The sequence below is a fragment of the Aeromicrobium sp. genome, from assembly GCF_014378035.1.
In the GTDB taxonomy this organism is placed as follows: Bacteria; Actinomycetota; Actinomycetes; order Propionibacteriales; family Nocardioidaceae; genus Aeromicrobium.
The window spans coordinates 1-22968 of sequence record NZ_JACMOM010000054.1; the positions used below are offsets into that span (position 1 = coordinate 1).

Annotated in this window: 23 protein-coding genes and 1 pseudogene; 6 read left to right on the forward strand and 18 right to left on the reverse strand. The window is 66.5% G+C overall.

All coding sequences use genetic code 11. The features are described 5' to 3' along the window. Together istA and H7290_RS02935 are read right to left on the reverse strand one after the other, a co-directional pair. The coding region (gene istA / locus H7290_RS02930) for an IS21 family transposase (protein WP_290512521.1) at positions 1–1273 on the reverse strand (1273 nt) is incomplete at its 3' end. A 65-nt stretch (positions 1274–1338) separates the two neighbouring features. Further along, entirely contained in the window at positions 1339–1749 is a 411-nt protein-coding gene (locus H7290_RS02935) for a transposase (protein ID WP_290512522.1), read from the reverse strand. 528 nt (positions 1750–2277) lie between these two features. Between H7290_RS02935 and H7290_RS02940 the strand changes: the two genes are divergently transcribed. Then, positions 2278–2766: a DapH/DapD/GlmU-related protein gene (locus H7290_RS02940; protein ID WP_290512523.1), complete on the forward strand. Its 489-nt coding sequence runs from the start codon at positions 2278–2280 to the stop codon at positions 2764–2766. A 24-nt stretch (positions 2767–2790) separates the two neighbouring features. On the opposite strand, the gene H7290_RS02945 is transcribed toward H7290_RS02940, so the two are convergent. Next, entirely contained in the window at positions 2791–2943 is a 153-nt protein-coding gene (locus tag H7290_RS02945) for a hypothetical protein (RefSeq protein WP_290512524.1), read from the reverse strand. A gap of 155 nt (positions 2944–3098) precedes the next feature. Between H7290_RS02945 and H7290_RS02950 the strand changes: the two genes are divergently transcribed. From H7290_RS02950 to H7290_RS02975, 5 genes and pseudogenes are all read left to right on the forward strand, one after another. Next, the gene (locus H7290_RS02950; RefSeq protein ID WP_290512525.1) at positions 3099–3254 is read left to right on the forward strand and encodes a hypothetical protein; all 156 of its coding nucleotides are present in this window, start codon (positions 3099–3101) and stop codon (positions 3252–3254) included. 77 nt (positions 3255–3331) lie between these two features. Next, positions 3332–3919, forward strand: a complete 588-nt coding sequence (locus H7290_RS02955; protein WP_290512548.1) for a tyrosine-type recombinase/integrase — start codon at positions 3332–3334, stop codon at positions 3917–3919. Continuing rightward, complete coding sequence (locus H7290_RS02960; RefSeq protein ID WP_290512549.1) at positions 3916–4542, forward strand: tyrosine-type recombinase/integrase; 627 nt, start codon at positions 3916–3918, stop codon at positions 4540–4542. The genes H7290_RS02955 and H7290_RS02960 overlap by 4 nt, the downstream gene beginning before the upstream one ends. A 123-nt stretch (positions 4543–4665) precedes the next feature. Continuing rightward, a pseudogene (locus H7290_RS21250) lies at positions 4666–6501 on the forward strand (transposase); the annotation flags it as partial. Positions 6502–6534: 33 nt separating this feature from the next. Then, positions 6535–7176: a DUF1919 domain-containing protein gene (locus tag H7290_RS02975; protein ID WP_290512526.1), complete on the forward strand. Its 642-nt coding sequence runs from the start codon at positions 6535–6537 to the stop codon at positions 7174–7176. Here the strand turns inward: H7290_RS02975 and H7290_RS02980 are convergent. The 15 genes from H7290_RS02980 to H7290_RS03050 form a co-directional block, all read right to left on the reverse strand. Next, a complete protein-coding gene (locus H7290_RS02980) occupies positions 7149–8216 on the reverse strand; it encodes a glycosyltransferase family 1 protein (protein WP_290512527.1) in 1068 nt (355 codons plus the stop codon). The genes H7290_RS02975 and H7290_RS02980 overlap by 28 nt on opposite strands. Next, on the reverse strand, positions 8213–9079 hold the full coding sequence (locus H7290_RS02985; protein ID WP_290512528.1) for a glycosyltransferase: 867 nt from the start codon (positions 9077–9079) through the stop codon (positions 8213–8215). Before H7290_RS02985 ends, H7290_RS02980 begins: the two co-directional genes overlap by 4 nt. Before the next feature lie 32 nt (positions 9080–9111). Then, positions 9112–10212, reverse strand: coding sequence for a glycosyltransferase family 1 protein (locus H7290_RS02990; RefSeq protein ID WP_290512529.1), 1101 nt, complete (start codon positions 10210–10212; stop codon positions 9112–9114). Next, entirely contained in the window at positions 10209–11327 is a 1119-nt protein-coding gene (locus H7290_RS02995) for a glycosyltransferase (protein WP_290512530.1), read from the reverse strand. Before H7290_RS02995 ends, H7290_RS02990 begins: the two co-directional genes overlap by 4 nt. Beyond that, positions 11324–12193, reverse strand: a complete 870-nt coding sequence (locus H7290_RS03000; RefSeq protein WP_290512531.1) for a glycosyltransferase — start codon at positions 12191–12193, stop codon at positions 11324–11326. The genes H7290_RS02995 and H7290_RS03000 overlap by 4 nt, the downstream gene beginning before the upstream one ends. Next, positions 12190–13365 (reverse strand): glycosyltransferase, encoded by a 1176-nt coding sequence (locus H7290_RS03005; protein ID WP_290512532.1) that lies wholly within the window; start codon positions 13363–13365, stop codon positions 12190–12192. Before H7290_RS03005 ends, H7290_RS03000 begins: the two co-directional genes overlap by 4 nt. After that, positions 13362–14054, reverse strand: coding sequence for an FkbM family methyltransferase (locus H7290_RS03010; RefSeq protein ID WP_290512533.1), 693 nt, complete (start codon positions 14052–14054; stop codon positions 13362–13364). The genes H7290_RS03005 and H7290_RS03010 overlap by 4 nt, the downstream gene beginning before the upstream one ends. A gap of 86 nt (positions 14055–14140) precedes the next feature. Next, complete coding sequence (locus H7290_RS03015; protein WP_290512534.1) at positions 14141–14959, reverse strand: bifunctional 2-polyprenyl-6-hydroxyphenol methylase/3-demethylubiquinol 3-O-methyltransferase UbiG; 819 nt, start codon at positions 14957–14959, stop codon at positions 14141–14143. Further along, positions 14956–16011: a hypothetical protein gene (locus tag H7290_RS03020; RefSeq protein ID WP_290512535.1), complete on the reverse strand. Its 1056-nt coding sequence runs from the start codon at positions 16009–16011 to the stop codon at positions 14956–14958. The genes H7290_RS03015 and H7290_RS03020 overlap by 4 nt, the downstream gene beginning before the upstream one ends. Then, positions 16008–17558: a lipopolysaccharide biosynthesis protein gene (locus H7290_RS03025; protein WP_290512536.1), complete on the reverse strand. Its 1551-nt coding sequence runs from the start codon at positions 17556–17558 to the stop codon at positions 16008–16010. The genes H7290_RS03020 and H7290_RS03025 overlap by 4 nt, the downstream gene beginning before the upstream one ends. 76 nt (positions 17559–17634) lie before the next feature. Then, complete coding sequence (locus tag H7290_RS03030) at positions 17635–18813, reverse strand: glycosyltransferase (protein WP_290512537.1); 1179 nt, start codon at positions 18811–18813, stop codon at positions 17635–17637. Further along, entirely contained in the window at positions 18810–19517 is a 708-nt protein-coding gene (locus tag H7290_RS03035) for an acyltransferase (protein WP_290512538.1), read from the reverse strand. Before H7290_RS03035 ends, H7290_RS03030 begins: the two co-directional genes overlap by 4 nt. After that, positions 19514–20488 carry a glycosyltransferase family 2 protein gene (locus H7290_RS03040; protein ID WP_366927589.1) on the reverse strand — a complete coding sequence of 325 codons (975 nt, stop codon included), beginning with the start codon at positions 20486–20488 and terminating at the stop codon, positions 19514–19516. The genes H7290_RS03035 and H7290_RS03040 overlap by 4 nt, the downstream gene beginning before the upstream one ends. Continuing rightward, positions 20371–21477: a DUF1972 domain-containing protein gene (locus H7290_RS03045; RefSeq protein ID WP_290512540.1), complete on the reverse strand. Its 1107-nt coding sequence runs from the start codon at positions 21475–21477 to the stop codon at positions 20371–20373. The genes H7290_RS03040 and H7290_RS03045 overlap by 118 nt, the downstream gene beginning before the upstream one ends. Then, the gene (locus H7290_RS03050) at positions 21474–22874 is read right to left on the reverse strand and encodes an O-antigen ligase family protein (RefSeq protein WP_290512541.1); all 1401 of its coding nucleotides are present in this window, start codon (positions 22872–22874) and stop codon (positions 21474–21476) included. Before H7290_RS03050 ends, H7290_RS03045 begins: the two co-directional genes overlap by 4 nt. Positions 22875–22968: the final 94 nt, after the last annotated feature.

Genomic DNA, 22968 nt, shown 5'->3' on the forward strand with positions numbered 1-22968 from the left:
CCCAGAACGCCTCGTGGGCGCTGGTGAACGTGCCGGCGGCTCGGGCCTGGACCAATGCGGTCGCGCCGCGCAGCGCGCCGGGCTTACGGACCAGCACCTCCAGGTAGTGGTCCAGCACGAGGGTTTCGCTGCCCCGCACGGTCGCTCGTTCATGCCGGGCGACCTCGGTCCGTCCGCTGAACAGCACCAGCTCCGAGGCGTGCAAGACGCCCCGGATCTGATGGCCGATCAGGCGGGCCGGGACCGAGTAGAAGCACTGCCGAACCGTCACCCGGGCATACCGGTCGACCCGCGGCGTCAGCACCAGACCCGTCTGGAAGCTCTCGGTCGGCAGCGGCCGCAGCAGGGGCGCCTCGAACGCATAGTGCTGCCCGACGCTCATGGTGCGGTTGCTGATCCGCCGGGCGTCGTCGGCTCGGTCGTAACCGGCCAGCAGCTCGTTGAGCTCAGCCATCGAGGTGACCTTGGGGACCGGGACCAGGTGGTTGCGGCGGAACCGGCCGCCTTCACCCTCCACCCCGCCTTTCTCGTGCGCCCCCTCGACGCCGGGGTGGCAGTAGAACGCCTCAAAGCCATGGTGGGAACGGAACGCGATCCAGCGGCTGGACTCTGTGCGGTTGCGACCGAACAGCACCCGCGACACCGCGGCCTTGAGGTTGTCGTAGCGGATGTGGAACATCGGCGTCCCACCGAAAACCTCGAACGCGGCCTGGTGGCCCTCCAAGAACGCCTCCTGGCCCTGGGTGACGTAGGCGCGGTGGACAGCCTTGCCCGACAACGACAGGCGCATGGTGAACAAGAAGACCTTTGTGCGGACCCCCGCCAGGTCAATCCACAAGTCCGCGAAATCGACCTCACCTTCGGCGCCCGGCTCATGGGTCTGCGGCACGAACGCCTCCTCGACGCCCTTGCCGGCCGCTGCCCAGATCTGTGGCCGGCGCCTGGCGACGTAGTCCCGCACCGCCGAGTACGTCAGCTCGTTCATCTCGTGCTCATCGACCAGCCGGGCCAGCACCCGGCGGGCGGTATGACGCTGCTTGCGCGGCGCGGTCAGGTCCTCAGTCAGCATCGCGTCGATCAGAGCTTTCGCCGGCTCCAGCTTCGGCGCCACCCGCACCGGGACCTTGCGCTCCGGTGGGACCGCGTTAGCCAAAGCCTGCCGGACCATCCTTCGATGGACCCCGTACTTATCCGCCAGGGCCCGGACCGACAACTGCTCGACCCGGTCATCACGACGTATCGCCTCGAACAACTCCACCTTCGACCTCGCCACTTGTGCCCCTTCCCGAACGCCGCCAGCAACACGGCGAGCCTTCGGGGTGGGGCCAGATCAGACCGTCATAACAGGTCCCCGGCGTGTCGGAGGTGGGGCCACATCAAGCCGACACGGTGGGGCCAGATCAGACTGACAGGGCCAGACCGACGGATCCCCGCCGCGTAGGGCGCGGACGGATCGATCGCGACGACCTGCACCGTGGCGCGGAACAGGCTGCTCTGCAGCGCAAGCCACCCCTGGACACACGCCCCGGACCGGCCCGGCGCCAGCCCGATGATCCCGCCCGGATGGCTCCGGTCCAGGTCGACGATCGAGGTCATGCACGGGTTCGACCGACGCCACGTCGAGCCCGGGTCGTTCTGCTCCTGGACCCAGCGGACGCTGCGGGCCCGGGTCTCATCGATCCCGATCATCGTCATCGGCGCGGCCTGACCGAGCACCTCGGCCGCGGGCCGCACGAGGATCCGGTGCACCGTCCATCGCGAGGCCGTGCTCGTGGGCGACCCCGCTCATCGCCCGGTTCGTCGTGGTGACCGCCGCACTGACTTTGACCTTCAGCCTTGTCGTGAGGCGGGCCCGCGCCGGCAGCTCCGTGGTCGTCTCGGTGAACGACCGCCGCCCACACAACGCCTCGACACACAGGAACCGGCGCTTGCGGACCCACAACCGCAACGGGACCAGCCCGGGCGGGAGGTCCTTCGCCCGGCTCACCGGGCCGGTCCTTGATCAGCCCCGAGAGCACCCAGCACTCCGGGCAACCACCCTCGGCCGCGACGCTCTCAACCAAGACCCGCCGGCCCCCATCCGGCTCGAGAGCAACCGTCAAGACCCGAAAATCGGGCAACGCAAACAACAAGGTCGTACCGTGATCCAAGGCTCGTGGCCTCGCTACTGGGCGTGTGTGAGAGAGGTCCTCTCATGCCGCTGGTCGCCTCCCCGTCGTCGTCGTCGACACCAGACGCGTCGTAGCCCGCGCTAGGAGGCTCTGGCAGGCTGCGGACATGGGACATCGGGATCGGGTGCGGATCGCGCTGGCACAGATGCGTAACCGGCAGCTGACCCTCGGCGCCGGGTCGGAGATCCGGGGCCGCTTCCTCGCGGTCGGTCCTGTTCACATTGGGAGACGGGTCCTGATCTTCCGTGGCGGCGAGTTCTTCGGCCCACTCACGATCGGTGACGACGTCTTCATCAACCGCGACGCCTACATCAGAGCCGGGGTCTCAATCGGCAACCGCGTTGCCCTAGGTCCGTTCGTGCGGCTCATCACGGACAGCCACGAACTGGGAGACACCAACCAGCGCGCGATGGCGAACACATCAGCAGCCATCACCGTGGGAGACGGCGCATGGCTGGGGGCGGGCGTCACCGTGTTGCCCGGAGTCAGTATCGGAGCCGGAGCCGTGGTGGCCGCCGGAAGCGTCGTCGTGGCCGACGTTCCCCCGGACGTGCTTGTAGCCGGAGTCCCCGCCAGGCTGACCAAGCCGCTGTAGGCCAACCCCTACTAGCGGACGTGGCTATGACAGGCCGATGATGCCGAGGTTGACGCGGTTGAAGGTGCCCGCACCAGTGCCCGCGCCAGTCTTGTACTGCTGCGCGATGACGAACCCGGTAGCGGTGGCGGACGATCCGAGCAGGCGTAGCAACATCCACAGTGTCTTGCCAAGCACGGACGCCGTGCCTGTCAGGTTGACTGCTACCGGGCGCCGACGAGCTGGCCTACCTCGACATCTTTGACACGCTGAAGCAGACCTATGGCTACGCCAAGCAAGGCGCCGGCCGCGGCTACCCCGGAGTCAAGGGCCTGAACGCGCTGCTGACGGTCGTGTCTACCCCGAGCTCGGCGCCGGTCATCGCGGCCGCCCGGCTGCGCAAGGACGGGGCCAACTCAGCGCGAGGCGCCGAGCGGTTCGTCTCCGACGCGCTGATCACCGCAAAGAGGGCCGGTGCGACCGGGATGCTGGTGTTACTTGCCGACTAGGCATATCACAGCCACGACATCATCGGGGCCGCGCTCCGCCAACGCGCCCCCTCACCGACCCGGAAGCGAATGCGCTGCTGGCCGTCTGCGACCCGCAGACCTGGACCGGTCGGCGAGACCACGCGCTGCTGGCTCTGCAGACCGGACTGCGGATCTCCGAAGTCGCCGCCCTCACCCGAGCCGACGTCACCCTGACCGCCGGGGCGCACATCCACACCCGGGGCAAAGGACGCAAAGAACGACGCACCCCGCTGATCCCGACCACCAGAGCCGTCCTGAAAGCGTGGCTCGCCGAACTCGGTAGCGACACGTGCGAGCCGCTGTTCCCCAGCGCCACCGGCACGCACCTCAGTCGCGACGCCATCGAACACCGGCTCACCCGCCACCTCGACACGGCAGCCCGCAGCTGCCCGTCGCTGCAGGCAAAGACCGTGACCATGCACAAGCTGCGTCACACCGCAGCGATGCGCCTGCTCCTCGCCGGCAACGACATCACCGTCATCGCCCTCTGGCTCGGACACGAGCAGGTCTCCACCACCACGATCTACCTCCACACCGAGATGACCCACAAACAGCAGGCCATAGACCGCACCACACCGCTCACCGCGACAGCCGGCCGCTACAAGCCCCCCGACCCGCTCCTGACGTTCCTCGACAACCTCTGAAGAGGCCGACCCACCAACCAGCACTTCCCTGCCGAGCAACAGGGCTCAACACCGCGGCCGGCAGACGGGACCACACCATGATCCAGCTCGCCGTGACGACCGTACTGCGAGTCAGCGAACTGACCGCGCTGACACCCCAAGACATCCACCTAGGAACGGGACCGCACGTTGCCTGCACCGGCAAAGGACGCAAACGCCGCATCACACCGCCGGACCCGACCACGGTCACCACGATCCACCGCTACCTATCCAGCCTTCAGGCTGACCCGCCGCTCCTGCTTTCCACCAGAACAGGAACCCGGATAAGCACCGACGCCGTCGCGAGTCGCCTGAGCCAACACGCCAGCGGCGCCGCGCGGTGTTGTCCGAAACTGGACGCCAAGAACGTCACCCCTCACACCCTTCGTCACACTGCCGCCATGCGCCTGCTCCACGCTGGCATCGACATCACCGTGATCGCTCCCTGGCTCGGCCACGAGAGCATCGAAACCACGCAGATCTACCTGCACGCCGACATGAGCACCAACGAACGAGCCCTCGCCCGCACGACGCCCACTGGCATCAAGACCGACCGTTACAAGCCGGCCTCCGACAAGCTGCTGGCGTTCCTCCAAGGTCCCTGATTATGCCGACCTCGACCCCGCTGCTTCGCCTTCCAGAAGGTGGATCCAGCCCAGATCGGCATAACCAGGAGGTCGGCATAAAAGTGATTATGCCGATGTCGGCAGCACGCGTTCCACCTTGTCGCTTTGGCGAACAGGGCCGTCACGGAGATCCACCGTCGCGTCACGGTCGACACCACCGGCCGCTGCGGGACAGCGAAGGACCCGATCTGGGCCAGCCGCACGCGGCTGCTCCGCGGCCACGAACAACTCAGCCCTGAGGCGTTCACCAAGATGGGGAATGGCCTGGTCGAGGGCGACCCGAGCGGGCAGATCCTCACCGCCTGGATCGCGAAGGAAGAGCTCCGCAAGCTCCTCGCGACCGCCAGGACCGGAGGTGTCCGGCACGACGTTGCTCACCGGCTGTTCCGGTTCAGCAGCTGGTGCGCTGGCTCGGGCATCCCGGAGCTCCAACGGCTCGCCGGCACGATCGAGACCTGGTGGCCCGAAGTCCTGGGCTTCCTGCAGACCGGCGTCACCAACGCCGGAACCGAGGCCACCAACGCCGACCGTGAAGACCGCAGCCCGCACCGCCTACGGCTTCCGCAACCTCGACAACCAACGCCGCCGAGTACGGTTCGCCTGCATCCGGCGGCACCGCTGGGCTACCGCCAGCTGAGGTCACGTCCCCCTCAAGTTCGAAGAGCCAACAGCGCCGCCGCAACCAGCCCATCTATAAGAACTCGGGTCGGCATCTCGGCAGTGCCGCAGGATTTGCACGTATTGTCATTGTTCCTCAGCACACACTGTGCGCGGCATCGCTGCTGGCGACATCGTGACGGACGGGAACGAGACCATGCAGCCAGAGTTATCGTCAGGTCGCGCTCTGGCGCTCACCGTCGCGAGAGCTTCGGCTCGTGCGACAGCGACGGGAACAGCCCCGGCGGCTCACCAGGTCGGAACATGAAGGTCTGGGACGCGGTCTGGCTCAACGACGAGATCGAGCTCCTGCTGTGGCGGCTCGAGTTGCTGCGCGATGTCGTTGACGAGTTTGTCATCGTCGAGGGCGACATGACCTTCTCCGGAGCGGCCAAGGTCAGCTGCTTCCTCGCCCACGAAGCACGGATCCGCGCCGTGGCACCGTCCGTGCACTTTGTTGTCGTACCCCTGCCCGTTCAGGCCGACGATCCGTGGGAACGGGAGAATGCGCAGCGACGCGGCCTGGCCGCTGCGCTCGAGGAGCTGACACAGCCCGGCGACCTGCTGATCGTGGCCGACGTCGACGAGGTTCCCCGTCCCGATGTCGTCCGGCACCTGTCGGCCCACCTCGACCGGCCGGTGCGGCTGCATATGCAGCCCTGCAACTACTACGCCAACTGGGTGCAGGTCGAGCCGTGGCGCAACTCCGCTTGGGCCTACCGGCATGGACAGCACGTCGGACATCAGATGTTGCGTGTGCACCTCGGGTCCCCCCACTCCGACTGGGACGGATACATCGAGGAGTACGTCTCCGACGCCGGCTGGCACCTGTCGTTCATGGGCGGCCCGCGGGCGGTCCGCCGCAAGCTGATGGCCTATTCCCACCAGGAGCACAACACCGACGCCGACGCCTTTCCCGGCCACCTCGAGCGCTGCTTCGACCATGGCGTGCACTTCCTCGGATCGGTCCTGCTCACCAAGCTGAGGCGGAGCGAGATGGACGCGGAGCTGTTGACGCTCGGGCGCGAGCAGCCGGACATGCTGCGCTTCGAGGACCCACGCAGCGGCGCCTCGCGCCGGGCGTTCCGAACCTGGACGTGGCTCCGGCGGTCCGGCCGGGTCCCTCAGACATCGCGAAGCTGGCTGGACCGCCATCCCTCGGTCCTGCGCGCCGTTCTCGGCGCCCCGCTGCTGCTCCTCGACCTCGCACGCACACTGAAACGACGGCGGACGACGCAGCCGTCCTGGCCGACCTCCCGACAGTGGACGGGTCCGGGCTAGACGCAGCGGCGGAGGTTGACGGACTTGCGGCGCATGATGGACCGGCGCCGCGTCGCCGAGGCCCCTTTCACGATCATCTCCGATGATTGCTGGGGCGCCGAGGTGCACCGGCATCTCGGTCGGCGCTACAACACCCCGTTCGTGGGGCTGTTCCTCTACCCGCCCTGCTTCCTGGCCCTGGCCAACGACCCTCGTCGCTACCTGGCGGCCGACCTGCGGTTCCTCGAACGTTCCGCCTACGCATCGGCGCCGTTCCCTCTTGAATTTCCTGTCGCTGCGCTCGACGACATCGAGATCCATTTTCTCCACTTCCGGTCCCGGGGTGACGCGGAGGCCAAGTGGTACGCGCGGCGGGAGCGCATGGACTGGACCACCCTCCGGATCAAGGCCGCCGTCGGGGACGCCATGTGGTCTCCGGCTCAGGCGGCCGAAGCAGGACGTGTACCGGGTCTGCTGCAGCTGACCACCGCCAGCGACGGGACGCCGGGACGCCGGGACGCCGGGACGAGTGCCAATCGTCACCTACACCGACAACGGGGCCAACCTCTTCGCGCCGTCCTTGGCCGCCTTCGACCTGACGGCGTGGCTGACGTCGGGTGTGCAGAGACCTGCTCGCCCATACTCCCGAGTTCTAACCCGATAGCCCGTCAGCGCGCGGCATCCAGCAGCGTCTGAACGGTCTCGTTCGCCACGTGTGTCCACGTGCGACTGGTCGCCAAAGCGTGCCCGGTGACGCTCGCCTCCTCTCGTCGGCCGCGCAGGCCGTCAACAGCAGCGGCCCAGCCAGTGGCTCGCCGCGGCACGCGCGTCGCTCCCAGGGCAGCCATCTCTTCGAGGGCCCCGGCACCCTGCGCCACCAGTGCAGGAGTGCCGCACGCCATCGCCTCCAGCGGGGTCAAGCCGAAGCCCTCGTACAGGCTGGGGGTCAACAGCAGCTCCGCAGCCCGATAGAGATTGATCAGCTCTTCGTCGGTCACACCTCCGAGGAGGACGCAGGTTGCTTTCAGCTGTCGCACCAGTTGATCGCTGTGGGGGCCGTTGCGCCCGGCGATGACGATCGGCAACTCCTGCAGACCGGCGAGCTCGACGAGGAGGTCGTAGCCCTTCCGCGGTTCGATCGTCCCGGCGGCGAGCAGAAACGGCTGGCGCAGGTCCCAGCGGCGAGCGACCCGGTCGGCGGCCGCGGCCCGGTCCCCTGGATGGAACTGACTGCCCACGGCGAGCGGCACGATGGCTAAGCGCTCCTCGCCGATGCCCCAGTGCTGCTGCAGATCCGTTGAGGTGCTCTGGGAGACGCAAAGGATCCTTTGAGCCCTGCGCGCGCCCAGCCGCCCGGCGACGGCCATGGCCACCGTTTCCGTGAGCGGCTTGGTCCCGCGGTGCAGCACCGGACTGAGGTCGTGGACGGTGACGACCAGAGGCAGGTCCAGGGGCCGGATCGGGCAGAGCGGCGATGGGCACCACAGCAGGTCGGCCTTCGCCGCTCGCGCCTGAGAGATCAGGGCGGTGGAACGCCACAGCGGACCGCCTTTAACGCGAGCGTTGCGCTCCTCGGTCCCCGGGATGTCGGTCACGGGTGACGACGCGTTGGTGATGAGTGTGAGTTCGAGCCGGGGGTCCTGGGCCAGTTCTCGCAGCACGGCCTCGAGATACCGCCCGATCCCACCCACACCCCAGGCGAGCTCCGAAGCATCCACCGCCACACGTAACGTCATCGCAGGAGCTCCCAGCCTGAGCGCACTGCGCGCCGGGCGTCCGCGAGCCGGCCACGGATGAGGGCAGCCCCGGCCGGGAGCAGGCCGACGAGCAGGACCGCCCCGAGTCGGGTGACGAACCGACCCACCACCCCGTAGTGCTTCTCGGCGTACGCCATGTAGTCGCGCTGGAACATGCCCGTCAGTGCCGAGGTCGTCTCGTGCTTGACGCTGCCGCCGCCCGAGTGCACGACCTGGATCGCCGCCGCACGCACGTTGCGGGCTCCCTTCATCTGCTCGCGACGGCACCAGTCCGAATCGGAGAAAAACAGCCACATGTCGTCGTCGAATCCGCCGGATCTGGTGAACCGGGCCGCGTCCACCACGAGGCAGGCGGCACCGACATGATCGATGGAGTCGGAGACGGCACGCCCGAAGTCGTACGTTCGTCGACGGATGAAGTGCTCCCCCAGCCAGCCGTCAACGCGCTGACCGGCGTTGAAGAAGGTCATCAGTCCTCCCAACGCATCGGGGAACCGGAAGCAGAACGGCTCCTCCTGCCCGCTCAGGTCGATGAATCCCGGGCTCACGGAGGCGACATCCGGTGCCAGCAGGGCGGCGAGGCCGAACAGGTCGTCGGGCGACGGTCGGGCATCCGGGTTGACGAACGCGAGGGTGGCAGCCGTAGCTTGCGCTGCACCCTGGTTGCAGGCCGCCGTCCAGCCGGAGTTGGCCCCGACCCGGACCAGCCGGACGTGCGTGTGCTTCTCCGCCACGGCCGCGCTCGCGTCCGGGGAAGCGTTGTCAAGGACGATGACCTCGAGCGCCGGATGGTCGAGCAGCGGAAGCAGTTCAGCGAGATCGGCCGCGCTCCGGTAAGCCACGATGACGACCGAAATTGTCGGTAAGCGCTGGGTCATGCCGCGCCGTAAGCCCGCAGGTGTCCGGTCGCGAAACGCTCGGTGTCGAAGTCCGCCGCTCGAGTTGTCGCCCGGACGGACGCCTCTGCCGCTCGCGTGGCGTCGACCAGCAACTCGAGGAGAGCCTCGCCGGTCGCCTCGACGTCGCCCACCGGGACAATGGTGGCGCCGTCGCCCGCCACCTCAGGCAAGGCACCTCCATCGCTCACGACGCAGGGAAGTCCGACACTCATAGCTTCCAGTAGCGGTAGACCAAACCCTTCCCATTGGCTCGGGAACGCGAACGCCGCCGCACCGGCGTAGAGCTCGACGAGTTGCTCCTCGGAGAGCTGGCCCGAGAAGCTGAGGCGGTCAGCCACGTTTAACTCAGCTGCCAGCTGTCGCAGCGGAGCGGTGTGGGGCCCGTCCGCGCCGGTAAGCACCAGGCCCACGTCCGCGGGCAGCACCGGCAGGGTCCGGACGAGGTCCGACAGCCGCTTGCGCGGGTCCCAGTCGTGGAAACCGCCTGCGGCCACGACGTAGCGTCGCCCGTCGCGGACCTTCTCCGGCGACAGCCGGCCGCGACCGGGAGCAGCGGTCGGCCACGACGGAGCGGCCGCGAGTGGGACCACAAAAATTCTGTTGCTCAAGACGCCGAGGAAGCGTTCGGCGTCTTCGGCGCTCGCACACGAGATCGTGATGACCACGTCGGCGTGCCGGGCGACGACGGCCTCGCTGCGTTGCCGCAATGCCCCCAGGCGACCCGCCGGGTAGAGCTCTGGAAACCGCAAGGGGATCGTGTCAAGGACGGTGACCACGCGGGGCCGCGGGCCTAGCCGCACGTCGAGCACTGGGGCGTGGCTGCGCCGGAGAAGGTCAGTTCGTCGGACGCTGCGAGCAGCGTCCCGGAGCCATCCGGTTCGGCCGGTGGACGGTCCACCCGGCACCGCAACGACGTTCAGGCCGCTGGCGGCCAACGGGAGAGGGCGATGGCCCCAGACGACTGCGTCGGTGTACGGGAGACGGTCCGCGAGCATCGAGACATACCGACCGACGCCTCGAGCGGCGTGACCCTCCTGTAGTGGCCGCAGGTCGAGTACGGGGAGCAATCCGGTCATGAGCTTTTCTGCTCCCTGAACGATCGGGTCAGGCGAAACAGATTTTCGTGCAGGCTGCTCGACATGTACGGCCTCAGCGCATCACGGGTGATCACGGGGTCGAGCAAACGCTCGAGCAATCTTATGTCGGGGTCCTCGAGGTCGGTCGTCATCACGAGATCGGCCACGGACCGTGGCAGTCCTTCCACTGCGCTGTCTGAGGCGAGGACCGGGATCCCATGTCCGAGCGACTCAACGACCTTGACCTTCATCCCTCCGCCAAGGGAGAGCGGCGCCACGGTGGCTCCCACCAGGTTGTAGAAGTCGGCGACTTCGGCAACTCGGCCAATCCGCTCCACCAGGGGATGCGCCGGCAGGTCGTCCGAGCCGATCCCGGCGACCACGCAGCCCCATCCGGCTGCGTGAAGCCTCGGCGCCCAGACATTGACCAGCGTCTCGTAGGCGTCCACGTTCGGCCAGTACCGGAAGTCAGCAAACATCCCGGCGACCCGCGGTCGTGGCCCTGAAAGCGTTGTCGCGAAGACCTGGTCGGGGAGCGTCGTCGGCTGCCAGTGCGCGCGACACCCGCGCGCACGAAGGGCCTCGACGTCCTGCCAGCCGGCTACGGTGACCACGTCGGCCCGGCTCGCCACGCGCGTCTCGAGCCGTCGCAAGTGCGCGATCTGCAGGCGGGTCGTGACGCGGGCCAGACCCCGGCGGCGGCGGACCTCGGCGGGACCGAAGTTACTCCACAGGTCCATGAAGTCCATCCACCGAGCCGCGCCGCGGGCGAGGCGGGCATAGCCGACCTGCGAGAGCGCGGTGATGACGAGGATGTCCAGCGGAAGAAGTGCCTTCACCGCGTCATTGAGATCGGCGTTGCGGGCACCCAGCGAGGTCGGCATCGGCAGTAGTTCGCGCTTCAAGCCGCGCAGCCAGCCGGGCATCGATCGCTCGCCGAGCGACTCTCCGACCCCGGCGGGAGCGGGTGCCTCGCCGGTGGCCCGAGTGGGCGGGAAGACCCGGAACACCTCGTGCCCGAGTGCTTCCAGGTTGTCGGCGAAGGCCCTGACCCGCAACGTCGCGCCGGTACCGGGCCCGTCCGGGTCGGTCAGGCTCAGGATGGCGATCCTCATCCGGCGACCCGTGAATGTTTACCCAACGCCGTCTTCTCACGACGGACCTCAGCCCGGAACCCGTGCTCGTAGGCCACGATGCGAGCGGCGTCCAGAAGCGCCACCGCAGGGTCCGCCCGCCGGTCCCTGAGGGCTAGGAGGGCGCGTCGCCCGGTACCCAGAGCCTTCGGCGTGTTCGGCACGTGACCGTGCGTTGTGTAGAGGCGCTGAAGCTCTCGACCGCTCTGACCGTAGCGTCGGAACTGTCGCAGCACACCGCGGCTGGAGGTGCGGGGCCGAGCCCACATGCCAATCTCAGAGGCCGTGATCGCGCCCAACCCGGCGATCTGGGCCCGCCAGCAGAAGTCGGCGTCGGCACCACTGCGGACAGCGGAGAAGCCGTTGAGCCGGACGAGGTGCTCACGCGTGATGGCCAGGCAAGCCGTGGGCACATACGGCATGAACGGATGCTCCAGGTACCCCTGGATGCGCAGGGGCTTGGTGATGAGCGCCCACCGCTCCGCAGTCGACGGACGGTTCGCGCGCATCTCGATGTCACAGCCCACGATCGCGACCCCCTCACCGTTGAGGCATTCGAGTAGCCCCTGGAACCAACCCTTCAGTGGCCGGCACCGCACATCGGTGAACACAACAATATCCGCAGTAGACGTTCGCCAGCCCGTATTTCGCGCCGCGTAGGGCCCCACGGTTACAGGTTCGCGCAACACTCGAACGCCTAACCGTTCCGCGACTCCGACCGTCCCATCGGTGGAGGCGTCATCCACCACAATGATGGACCCTCGATCGACTTCCCGGAGCAGATGCTCTAGGCACTCACCCAGTAAGGCCTCGCCATTGTGCACCGGCATCACGATGTCGACGGTCATGGGTTGTCTGAGCTAATGAGGTCATCAAAGAGATCTTCTAAAAGTCTGGCTTGCGTCGCCATCGAGAAAGACGCAACGCAACGCTCCCTCGCCTGGTCGCCAAGTTCCGTCGCCCGCTCGGCGTCGGTCAGAACCGACCTGAGGTGATCGACGAGGCCGGCCCAGTCACCCTCCGCTGCGAGCAGTCCCGTGACCCCGTGCTTCACGACCTCAGGCAACCCTCCACTGGCGTAGGCGACAACCGGGAGTCCACTGGCAGCGGCCTCGAGGGCCACCAGGCTCAGCGCTTCGCGGCGACCGCGCGAGTGTTCGCTGGGCGCCAGCACGACCGCACACGTGCGCATCAACTCCCGGATGCGCTCTCGGGGAAGACTTCCGTGCATCAGGACACGCCCCCCTGACGCAACACTGGCCTGCTCAAGAGCTGCGCGCTCCGGTCCCTCGCCTACGACGTGCAGTCGCGCCTCCGGGTGCTCGTCACGCAGTCGCATGAAGGCAGCCACAGCAGCGGCGGCACCCTTGACAGCCACCAGGCGCCCGACGAACAGCACATCCCTTCTTGCGTTCGACGCCTTCTCTGGCGTCCAGTAGGAAGTGTCGACACCGAGATGATGGGTGACGGTGCGACCCGAAGGCCAGCCCTTCCGCAGCATCTCCGCGCGCAGGAAGTCACTCACGGGCAGGAGCAACGGCACTCGGCGCTTCAGGCGGTGCCGCAGCGCCAGGTAGTTGCGGCCGATCCTGTTCCGCAGGAAGTCCCGGTCCTGCGTGGTGATGTCATAGCCGTGCAGGGTCACCGCGAGCGGGACGTCGAGGTCGGCCGCGATGTGCTGCCCGAGCAAGGCATCGGGTCCGAAGTGGGCATGGACCAGCCGGATGTCGGGGCCGAGCAGCGCCCTCGGTCGGCCGGTGGGGAAGCCCCGAGTCCGGAGCCGGCACAGCGCGGCCGCATCGGCGGGCCGTCCGAGAAGGCGGACGCGGTCAGCCTCGACCAGCGGATGCGGGCGGCCAGCGAGCTCGAGCCCGACCGGAACGGCCCGGTATCTGCAGAAGTGGGTCGTCGGCTCGAGGACGAAGCCCTCCGACGGAGGCAGCCAGACGTCGCGATAGACCGCCACCGCGGCTCTCTCCCGCGCCGCGGCAGGCTCGGCCCTGCTCGCGGACGTGCTCACGCGCTGCCGAGCACGGATCGGCTCGCACGCAGGCGCCAGACCCAGGCCTCCGCGCGCGACGTCGGCCGGCGGAACTCGTACGTCGGCGTGGCATTGAAGATCCGTCCAGTCCAGCCGTAGCCCTGCTCAAGAAGCTCGGTGAATAGCGCCAGCCGTTCCGCCTCGTTTCGTGCCTCCGCGAAGATCGCGGGACTATCGCGACGGAGGATCCCTCGTGCGCCCCTTAGGACGGCTGGCTCCATTCCTTCGACATCTAGCTTGATGACCGCGACCCGGTTGGTCAGTACGTCATCGAGCCTGCACACCTCGAAAGTCTCGGTTTGTTCGCTGGGTACGGCCATGAAGCCAACTTGGTGGCTCTCGGAAAGAACGTTGCTCGCGGTGCCTGCCGCGTCGGAAAGGCCCCGCTGAACCACCGTGACGCGGTCCGCCGCACCATTTAGATCAATGTTCTTGCGCAGTCGGTCCGCAAAACGACCCACGGGCTCGAAGGAGTACACCTGCGTTGCGTTGCACTGAAGTGCGAACCAAAGGGAGTGCGTGCCAACGTGCGCGCCCACGTCCACATAGTCGCCGCGTCGACGGAGCGCGCGAATGTGCGACAACATGCCCTCCTCGTAGTAGCCACCGGTCAGCAGCGGGACGAGAACGAATGGCACATCTTGATCCGCCGGGACGTCGAACCTCATCGTCACTCCGTGGCGAACGGCCACAAGAGTCCCGACGGAAAGCGAACTGCCTTCAGTTGACACGTCCCGCCTGCTCCACCGCCGAATCACGACGGGTGACCGACTCGTCGGCACAGAAGGATTTCCGTAGAAGGGCTCTCGTTACAGGTCGCCACCAGAATGCGCTCCAACGGATACATCAACGCACCCGTTAACCAGCCGAGAGGTTCCCTGGCTGTTAGGCGCCGAATCATGCCTTCCCAACGAGCTAGTCGGCGGCTGTTGCTGTCGACCGGTGCGTTCATCAAATACAGCATCGGGCGGCGGCGGATGATCTCGAAGCCCGCGCCCTCGAGCATCGCTGTCACGGTCACAAGCGATCGGGAGACGTGGTGCTCGAGCCGCACTTCCGGACCATGCAAAAAGTTGTCAGAGAGAATGAGGTACCCACCTGTTCTTAGCAGCGTTGAAATATTAGCCAGTGCCTGCTTGTACCGTTGGTCATCCACGATATGGAACAGCACGTCCATACAGGAAACTAAATCGACCGTGGCAGGTGCGAGCCCGAGTTCTTCCAGTGCCATTTCTGAACCCAGATCGACAGTATGGATGGGCAACTGAGGGAATCTTGCCCGCAAGAGCGAGGTGGAGACGGTGGTCAAATCCAAACCCCGCACATCGGTAGCACCTAACCCGAGCCACCTGTCCAGGTAGAACCCAGTGCCCGATCCAGCGTCCAAGATACTGGCGGTCGGTATCCTGACCGAAGTGCTGTTGACGACTGCGTCGAACACCGCGGCACGCACCCGGTATAGCCATGTGTTGTAGGCCTGCCCAAGGTTTAAGTAGCCGACCCCATGAATGTTTGGATGCGCCCGCAGGCGGTTCTCCCAGTAGGCACGGGGTTCAAAACGGCTGTCGCTCACGTCGTTCCTTCTGCGAAAGTGGAGGGCATCAGGCCGGGAATGACCCGCTGCTGGACGAGGGCTGTGCCCACGGCCACGGAGAAGTGGCGCTTTCCCGCAAGGTTGGCATGGACCGGGTCGGAGAAGTATGCCTCCTCCGTCATGCGTTCAGGCAGCAGCCACAGTGCGTCCAATTCAAGCGCTCGCTGTTCAACCAGCTCGCGCGCCAACAACCAAGCGGGGAGTCCACCGGGAAAGTACTCCCGCGCCAGCTCATCTGTGTAAGGCGGTTCGAGCAACAGAACCTGCGCGCCACCGGCGCGAGCAACGGCGATGAGCTCGGTCAACGCCGACCAATTCTGGGCGCCCATAGACCACTCCTGCATCATGCCGCGCAGCAACTTTTGCAGCAGTGCACCAGTGCGATAACCAAGCTTCGCGTCATGTTCAACCGACTCGCCGTCCATACCGATCACTCCGGGTAGGGAGACTGGGCGACGGGCAGTCCAACTGCCCACGCGTTGGAGCGACTGGCCCATCTGCCTCGCCAGCTGGATCGGTGCCGTGGCGGCCGGTGGGGCGAAGCGCAGCAGCGTCATCCAGTGGCCAAGCTCGTATAGGAAACGCATACGCTTGCGCGACGTGAAGTAAGGGGACTTCAGGTGTTGGTTGTAGTGTTCGGACATGTCTGAATTGTCGTTGATCGTCGGGAGCCAGACTTCAATCACAACGATTCGGGGCGTAAGACGACGCAACGCGAAAAGTCTTCCCCAGCTAGCGACGTAGCAGGTTGTCCCGCGGAAGATTCCAGCATTGTATGCGGTAACGCCAAACTCTCGCGAAAGAATTTCCGGGTCAACCGCGCACATGATCCCGGAAGATCCCAGGAACAGCACATCTGGCTGGGCCTTCCGGCCAAGCTGGCGCATCCTGTCGTCTTTGCGCTGCAGGAGCGGCTCCTTGAGCCAGACGTCGGCGCCGCTGCCCTTCGCCGTCGTCCGTGCAACGACCTCCAGCAGGACCATAAGCGCGACCAGCACGACCCCCACGACCGCCACGACCGCCCACGTCATGCCTGGGCCTCCGGCTTCTGACGGCCGAACTTGCGGGCGAGCAGATCGAGCGCCATCACAAGTTGAGGCAGCTTGAACGCCCGGGCCAGCAGGAGATACACGACGGAGCCGACCGCGAGGCCGACGATCAGGCGGGTGACGCTGGAGCTGTCCACCAGCAGCTGCCGGCTGGCCAGGACGCAGGCACCCGCGCCCAGCGATGAGACAAACGCTCCCCGACAGCAGCGTGCGTAGTCCCGCAACCGGATACCGATGAGCCCGCCGGCGGTCGCCAGCAGGACGGGAGCCAGGGCCACGCTGATAAGCAGATAGGCCATGGCGACCGACGCCGCCGAGCCCGCGGCGACTCCAACGGCGATGGCCGCGAGATACAGCGGGCCGAGCAACAGCGACACCCGCAGGCTGAGGTCGGCTCGTCCCTGCGCGAAGTAGAGCCAGCCGCAGGTCGCGACCAGCGGCTCGACGATGCCCACGATCGCGAGAATCTGGATCGTGGGGATCGCCGCTACCCACTGCGGCCCCAGCACGATTCGGACAAAGTCGGCGGTGAGGATCGCGCCGAAGGTCATCACTGGCATGACGATGAAGACGATGTGGCTGCAGGCCTCAAGATAGACCCGGCGGCTCCTGGGCTTGTCCGAGGCGAACCTTGCCAGGCTCACCTGCAGGCTGCCGCCGATGACGCTCGTTGTCTGCCGGGTCGGGACGAGCAGCAGCGCGTACGCGCGGGAGTACAGCCCCAACTGGAGCGGCCCGAGGAAGCGGCCCACGAGGAAGTTGTCGCCGTTGCGCACCAGGTAGTTGATCAGCGTGTAGCCGTAGAAGGGCCGCGCGAAGACGAAGAGGTCGCGGGCGGCCGTCCGGCTGAACTTGGCCGCGGGGGTCCACCCGGTCGCGAGGTAGCCGCCCAGGACGGACACGCCGGCTGAGCACACCGCCGCCCAGGCGAGCGCCCAGACGCCATAGCCCAGCATGGCGAGCGTGACACCTACAACGCCCGACGTGATGACTGTGCTCACGTCGATCATGGCGATCCGCTGCATCTTCAGGTCCCGGATCAGGATCGCCCTAGGCACCGCGCCGAGGCTGCCCACGACCAGCCCGCAGCCGAGCAGGACGAGGACGAGACGGATCGCCGGTTGCCGCATGAGGTCGGCCAGCAACCCGGAGCCGAGCACGATGACGATGGCGGCCCCAGCGCTGGCGGCGACCTGGACGTAGAAGGCGGCGGACTCGTGACGCCGGTCGATCTGGTGGCGCTGCGTCAACGACGTCGCCAGTCCGGTTTCCGAGATGATGCCGAAGAACCCGACGACCACGACAGCAAGCGCCATCCGTCCGAAATCAGTCGGGCTGACCAGGCGCGTAACCACCAAGGCCGCGCTGAAGCTGATGATCTGGATGAAGACCGAGGCCCCGCTGGACCACGCGATCGCGCGGTAGACCTTAGGTCGAAGAGCGGGTGATTCGTCCGAAACCACTATCTCCGTCGGCGATCCGACCCCGCCGGTCACGACGTCCTGAAATGTGCCTCCAGGCTCCGACACGTTGACTCCTTGAGCGCGTAATCCGAAACCCGGGATCCACCGCGCCCGACCGGCCGCGGGACCCTTACTCGGAGCGTCATTGGTTCCCACGGTCCACCTCGTATCGTGCCGTGGAATTAGTGCTGCATCGACCTCTGGGCGGGAGCAACACGGCAAGCAGCCCCCGCCCGTATTGCTGTTCCGAGAAGCGGGCCCGGACCTGCTCGCTGCCGAGGCGACCGAGCTCGAGGAACTCGGTATCCGGCAGTTCGAGCAGCGCGGAGATCGCGGCCGCAAGCGCCGGCGGGTCATCAGCCGGGACGAGCCGGCCGCCCCCTCTGCCGAGGATCTCCACGAGCCCCTGAACGGCGCTTGCGACGACCGGGCGAGCCGCGGACAGCCCCTCGACCGCAACGTTGCCGAAGGGCTCTACGCGCGACGGGACCAACACAATGTCGGCGGTCTCGTAGGCCGGTCCCGTGTCAGCGACGAAGCCCCGCAGCCGGACGCGCCCCGACAGGTCGAGGTCCTGGACAAGGCGGAGCAGTTCCTGCTGGAAGGATTCGTAGCCCTCGTACACATCGCCAAGCAGATCCAGTTCCACGTCGTGGCCTTGTCCTACCAGTTGAGCCAGCGCCCGGATCGCCACGTCCTGGCCTTTGCGGGGGCTGAGGCGCCCCACGACGAGCAGCTTCACGCGCCCGACCGGCGGCGGCTTGGGCAGCCCGTCCGACAGCGGGATGCCGTTGTGGACGACCACCGGCCGGGGCGCCCATCGCGCGAACGCGGAACTGGCAACGAAGCGAGCAGTCGCCTGGCTGTTGCACACGATCTCGTGGGCCAGGATCAGCTGCAGCAGCAGCAGCAGTCGGGACAGCCGGCCCGCATCGTCTTCGGCTTCGTGCACGTGGCACACCACGCGACGCCTAGTGAGGCGCCCGGCGAGCAGCCAGGTAGGCACAGTCATCGTGTTGGCGTAAACCACGTCCGCATCAACCCGCCGGATGAGACGAATCTGGCACCACAGAGCCGCCACCGACTCGACCGCCAGCCGTAACAGCCCTAACGGCGAAAGGGCGCTTTTGCGCAAGACGGCCGTCCGGCAGAGAACAATCTCTGCTCCAGCTGCCCGGAGATGTTCATCCAGGCTGCCAGGACTTGGCAACGCGACGGTGACGTCGCAGCCGGCCTCGACGAGGCAATTGGCGCTGCCGACGAGCATCCGGTCGGCACCGTAAAGCTGCGAGGACGGGTGGGCGAGCAGGATCCGACTCACCAACGGCTCCGCACGACACGACCCGGAACTCCCGCGACGACCGAGCCAGCAGGCACGTCTTTCGTGATGACCGTTCCCGCCGAGAGCACCGAACCGTGACCAACGGTCACGCCGTCCAAAATGATCGTTCCCGCCCCGATCCAGCAGTCGTCCTCGATGACGATGCCGACCTCGGTCGTGCCCTGCACCTGGATGGGCCGGTCTGGATCATCGAAGACGTGGTTCTGGCTGTGCAGCGACACCTTCTGCCCCATGAGGACGCGCGCACCGATGAAAACTCCACCGGCTGCGCCGATGTAGCTGTAATCGCCCACCGAGGACGAGTCACCGATCGTGATGCCCTTCGCCAGTTGGCCGAGGCTGCCCGAGCACTCCAGAATTGCATACTTGCCGATAGTGACGCCGGACCCAATGCGGATCCCATCACGGCTCAGACCTCGCAAAATCGCGCCCTGCTCCACGACAGACCCGCTACCGATAGTGCAGTGGCTGCGGAACTGGACCCGCACGTCCCGCTCCGCGAAGCGGATCCGGTGTCCGACGACGCCGCGCAGCGCCCATTGAGCGCGAAACACCGATCGGGCCCGTTCTACGACCTCGATGAGGAAGTCCTTGGTCGCGATGTCCTCGGCGACGGTGAAGTCGGGGTCGTGACGGATGCGGCGGACGGCGGCAATAGCCGCCCGGCGTCCGGAGCCGCTCACGTGTTCTCCCGACCCGAGAGCAGGTCATCGGCGAGCGTGTCGTAGGCAGCCCGCATTCCGGTTTCGCCGCCTGCCGCAGCTTCCACGGCCTTCTCGACGTACAGCCAGGTGTACATAGCTCCCAGTAGGGACAAGCGGGCGCCGTGTCGTCCGAGCCGCCAGCCACCGCCCTTGAGGAAGCGGGTCAGGAACTCGCGTACGGCCGCGCGGCCGCTCACGTTCTTCTCGAAGACGACACCGGTCGCCTGGAGGGTGGTGTACCGGTTCGCTCGGGACACCCAGTCATCGAGCCCGGTGTAGTTGAAGTGCACTAGGGCGAGGTCCGCTCGAGCCGGAAGCATCGTCACTTCCGCTCCCGCCCGCACGGTGATGGCCCCGTGCAGGTCAGTCGGCAGCACGACCTGGGACTTGCGGAACATCCTGGTCTGATAATCCGGCCACCACCCGGCGCCCTTGGCCCAGTGCCCGAGCAGGTAGTTTCGCCGAGCCATCGCGACTCCGTCGCTACGCCCACGGCGCACCTCCGCCACCAGCGCATGCGCTAGCGCAGCAGGGACCATCTCGTCTCCATCGAGGAACAGCACCCAGTCGGCGGCGACCGCGTCGAGAGCGGCCCTTCGGGCCGGCTCCACCACGCCAGTGACGGCCGTTGTGCGTACGTCCGCGCCAGCCCGACGCGCCACAGCAGCGGTGTCGTCGTCGCTGGACTGGTCGAAGACGACCACCTGCTCACACCACGCAAGCGACGCCACAGCCCCGCCGATCGTGCTCTCCTGATTCCGTACGATAATCAATCCGGTAATTGGCGCACTGCGAGAAGGTGGATAGTGCGGTCCAGCTGATCGCTTGTCGATCATCGTCGCCTTTTCTTTAGAAGCAGGTGACAGAGGTCCTCGTAGGCGTCGGCTACCTGGTCCCAGTCGTAAAGTGCCGTCGCCCGGATCCTGGCCGCGCCACCCCGAACAGCCCATTCCTTAGGCTCGGCCTCTGCCGAGGTCAACAATTGGTCGAGCTCAGCGACATCAGCGAAGAATCGCCCTGTCTCGCCGAGGACCTCATGATTGAAGATCACGTCGTACGCAGCGATGCCCGCACCGGCCCCCATGGCACGCAGCAGTGCCGGGTTGGTCCCACCCACCGAATGACCGTGGATGTAGCTGCCAGAATGGCACCACAACTCGTCAAGCAGGTCCGAGTTCCAGACCGCGCCGAGCATCCGGATGTCCTTGCTCCGCGCCGCCAGCTCCACCAGCCGCCGGGAGTGTTGCGTCTCGTAGGGGACAGCACCCACGACCAGCAAAGGCCAGTCCCGGTCGCTCCGCAAATAGGCCTCGAGGGCGAGATCAACGTGATTTTCTGGCTCCAGCCGAGCCACCACGAGGTGATAGCGTCCGGGTTCGACCTTAAGGGCCCCCAGATGCTTCGGTACATCTGCGAGCACGATAGGTGCGCCGTAGGCTATGAAATGGCTCAAGACGTCGTACCGTTCTCGATAATATTCTTGAATTCCGCGGGCGTCCGCGATGAGCTCATCGGCGCGGCGCGCGCCATAGCGCTCCATCAACAGGTACCAAGCTTTGCCCAGCCGACTCCACTTGCCCCGCTGCCATTCCAGCCCGTCCACATGTAGTGCCACTCCCTGGCTGCATCGCCGGAGCAGCGGCAGGGCCAAGGCGTTCGCCGCGTTAAACAGCAAGGTCACGTCGTAAGGCTTGTCGCGACGGGCATGGAGCACCGACGTCACGGTGTGGTTGAGGGTCTCAAGCTGCTGTTTACGGACGGCCGGCAGGTGAACCAGTTGCATCCCCCGGTGAGTGGTCTGAGTCGGGTCCCCGCCTCGGCAGTAGACGACGATCTCGTGGCCTCGCTTGGCCAACCGCCAACCGACCTCCTCGACCGCGGTCTCAAAGCCGCCGTAGCGGGCCGGAACTCCTCGTGTGCCGATCATCGCGATCCTCATGCCCGCACCCCAAGTCGCGTAGTGGCGGCCGTCGTCACCTCGGCGGCCGGCTTCGCGCGGCCGGGGTAGCCGGCGAGCAGCCCGAAGATGAGCCAGACCAGCATGAGCACCTGATCGCTCGCCAAGAGATCGACTGACAGCCCCATCACCATCCATGCGGCTAGAGCCGCCAACCCGGTCCATGCCTGCCATCGCTCGGCGCGTCTGGCCAGCCGGACAGCAACGAGCACCAGGGCCAGCACAAAAGCCAGCAGACCCGGATAGCCCGCCTCAACAAGGATGGCAGTGTAAGTGTTGTCGTCAATGAGCAAGGTGGTTTCGTTGTTGATGAGGGCAGTAAGGCCGAGTGAATTGAACGTGCCGGGGCCCGCACCCAACAGGGGTCCGGTGTTGGCAAACTCGATCGCCGCAGGCAGGAGCGCGAGCCGGTAGTCGGTCTGATCCTGATAAGAACCCGTGGGCCGAAGGCGCACCTCAACCAGGCTGCTGAGCGCCGGGACGGCGCCACTCGAGATGACGACCGTGCCAATGAGCGTCGCCACTACAAGCGCGCCGCGTGCCCGCCGCAAGCCCAAAGACAGCACAAGGAGCGCCGCGGTCGCAGCGAGCCATGCCTGCGAGGTGAGCGTGAAAAACAGGGCCACGACAGTCGTGAGCCAGATCCAAGGCCCGGTGTGCCGTGCCGTCAGGCGCGCGCGGACGACGATCAGACCGATGCAGACAGCGAAAAGTGTGCCAAGCACTGAACCGTGATAGAACCCCAGACGGACGCGCAGGAGCCCGAACCGGGTCGCCTCTCCGGTTGGTTCCAAGGGGAAGCCAGTCGCGGGCACCCAGTCGTAAGGCGATAGTCCGGTGAACTGCTCTAGAATAGCGAGCACCGAGACAATGCCGACGACGAAAACAACCCGACTTAGGGCCAGCGAATCTACCCGCGCAATGACGCGTCCCGCCAGATAGGCACCCACCATTGCGACGGCTACAAGTCGGGTCCGGTCCAGCGTCACCTTAAGGTTCCCCGCCATCAGCGACGAGGCCGCCAAGATCCCTATCCAGCCGAGTAGCCCGAGCACCTCCGGTGAACGCCTTAGCCGGGAAATGCGTGTCCGGTGGGTGGCCAGCACGATAGCGAACAGCAAAGCTCCGACCGCACCCAGTACCGAAACAACGCCAAACGGAGTCTTTCCAACGAAAGAGACGTGGTACGGCACTAGCGCGCCAATGAGGACGAGCACCGCTGGTGTCCATCCGGGAAAACGCACACCGAGCAGCGCGATGCAGGCCATCGCGAGTGGGAGGAGCAGGACAAGTTCGGCGCGACCGGGTCCGGCAAGCAGACCAAAGGCCGCAGCCAGGAAGGCCAGCGCGGCGAGCCCGATCACGGACAGGATGGTCAACCCGGGCACAGTCGTCCCGCGCAGCATCCGGACCGGTCCGTACACGCGTCTACTCCCGTCAAGCATCATGGTCACGGGCGCCAGCACGTCCTAC

Bases quoted from the DNA above. Each gene is read 5' to 3' on its own strand.
- H7290_RS02940 (WP_290512523.1), top strand. From the start codon at position 2,278: ATGGGACATCGGGATCGGGTGCGGATCGCGCTGGCACAGATGCGTAAC.
- H7290_RS02975 (WP_290512526.1), top strand. From the start codon at position 6,535: ATGATGGACCGGCGCCGCGTCGCCGAGGCCCCTTTCACGATCATCTCC.
- H7290_RS02980 (WP_290512527.1), bottom strand. From the start codon at position 8,216: ATGACGTTACGTGTGGCGGTGGATGCTTCGGAGCTCGCCTGGGGTGTG.
- H7290_RS02990 (WP_290512529.1), bottom strand. From the start codon at position 10,212: ATGACCGGATTGCTCCCCGTACTCGACCTGCGGCCACTACAGGAGGGT.
- H7290_RS02995 (WP_290512530.1), bottom strand. From the start codon at position 11,327: ATGAGGATCGCCATCCTGAGCCTGACCGACCCGGACGGGCCCGGTACC.
- H7290_RS03000 (WP_290512531.1), bottom strand. From the start codon at position 12,193: ATGACCGTCGACATCGTGATGCCGGTGCACAATGGCGAGGCCTTACTG.
- H7290_RS03010 (WP_290512533.1), bottom strand. From the start codon at position 14,054: ATGAGGTTCGACGTCCCGGCGGATCAAGATGTGCCATTCGTTCTCGTC.
- H7290_RS03020 (WP_290512535.1), bottom strand. From the start codon at position 16,011: ATGACGTGGGCGGTCGTGGCGGTCGTGGGGGTCGTGCTGGTCGCGCTT.
- H7290_RS03040 (WP_366927589.1), bottom strand. From the start codon at position 20,488: ATGGGCTGTTCGGGGTGGCGCGGCCAGGATCCGGGCGACGGCACTTTA.
- H7290_RS03045 (WP_290512540.1), bottom strand. From the start codon at position 21,477: ATGAGGATCGCGATGATCGGCACACGAGGAGTTCCGGCCCGCTACGGC.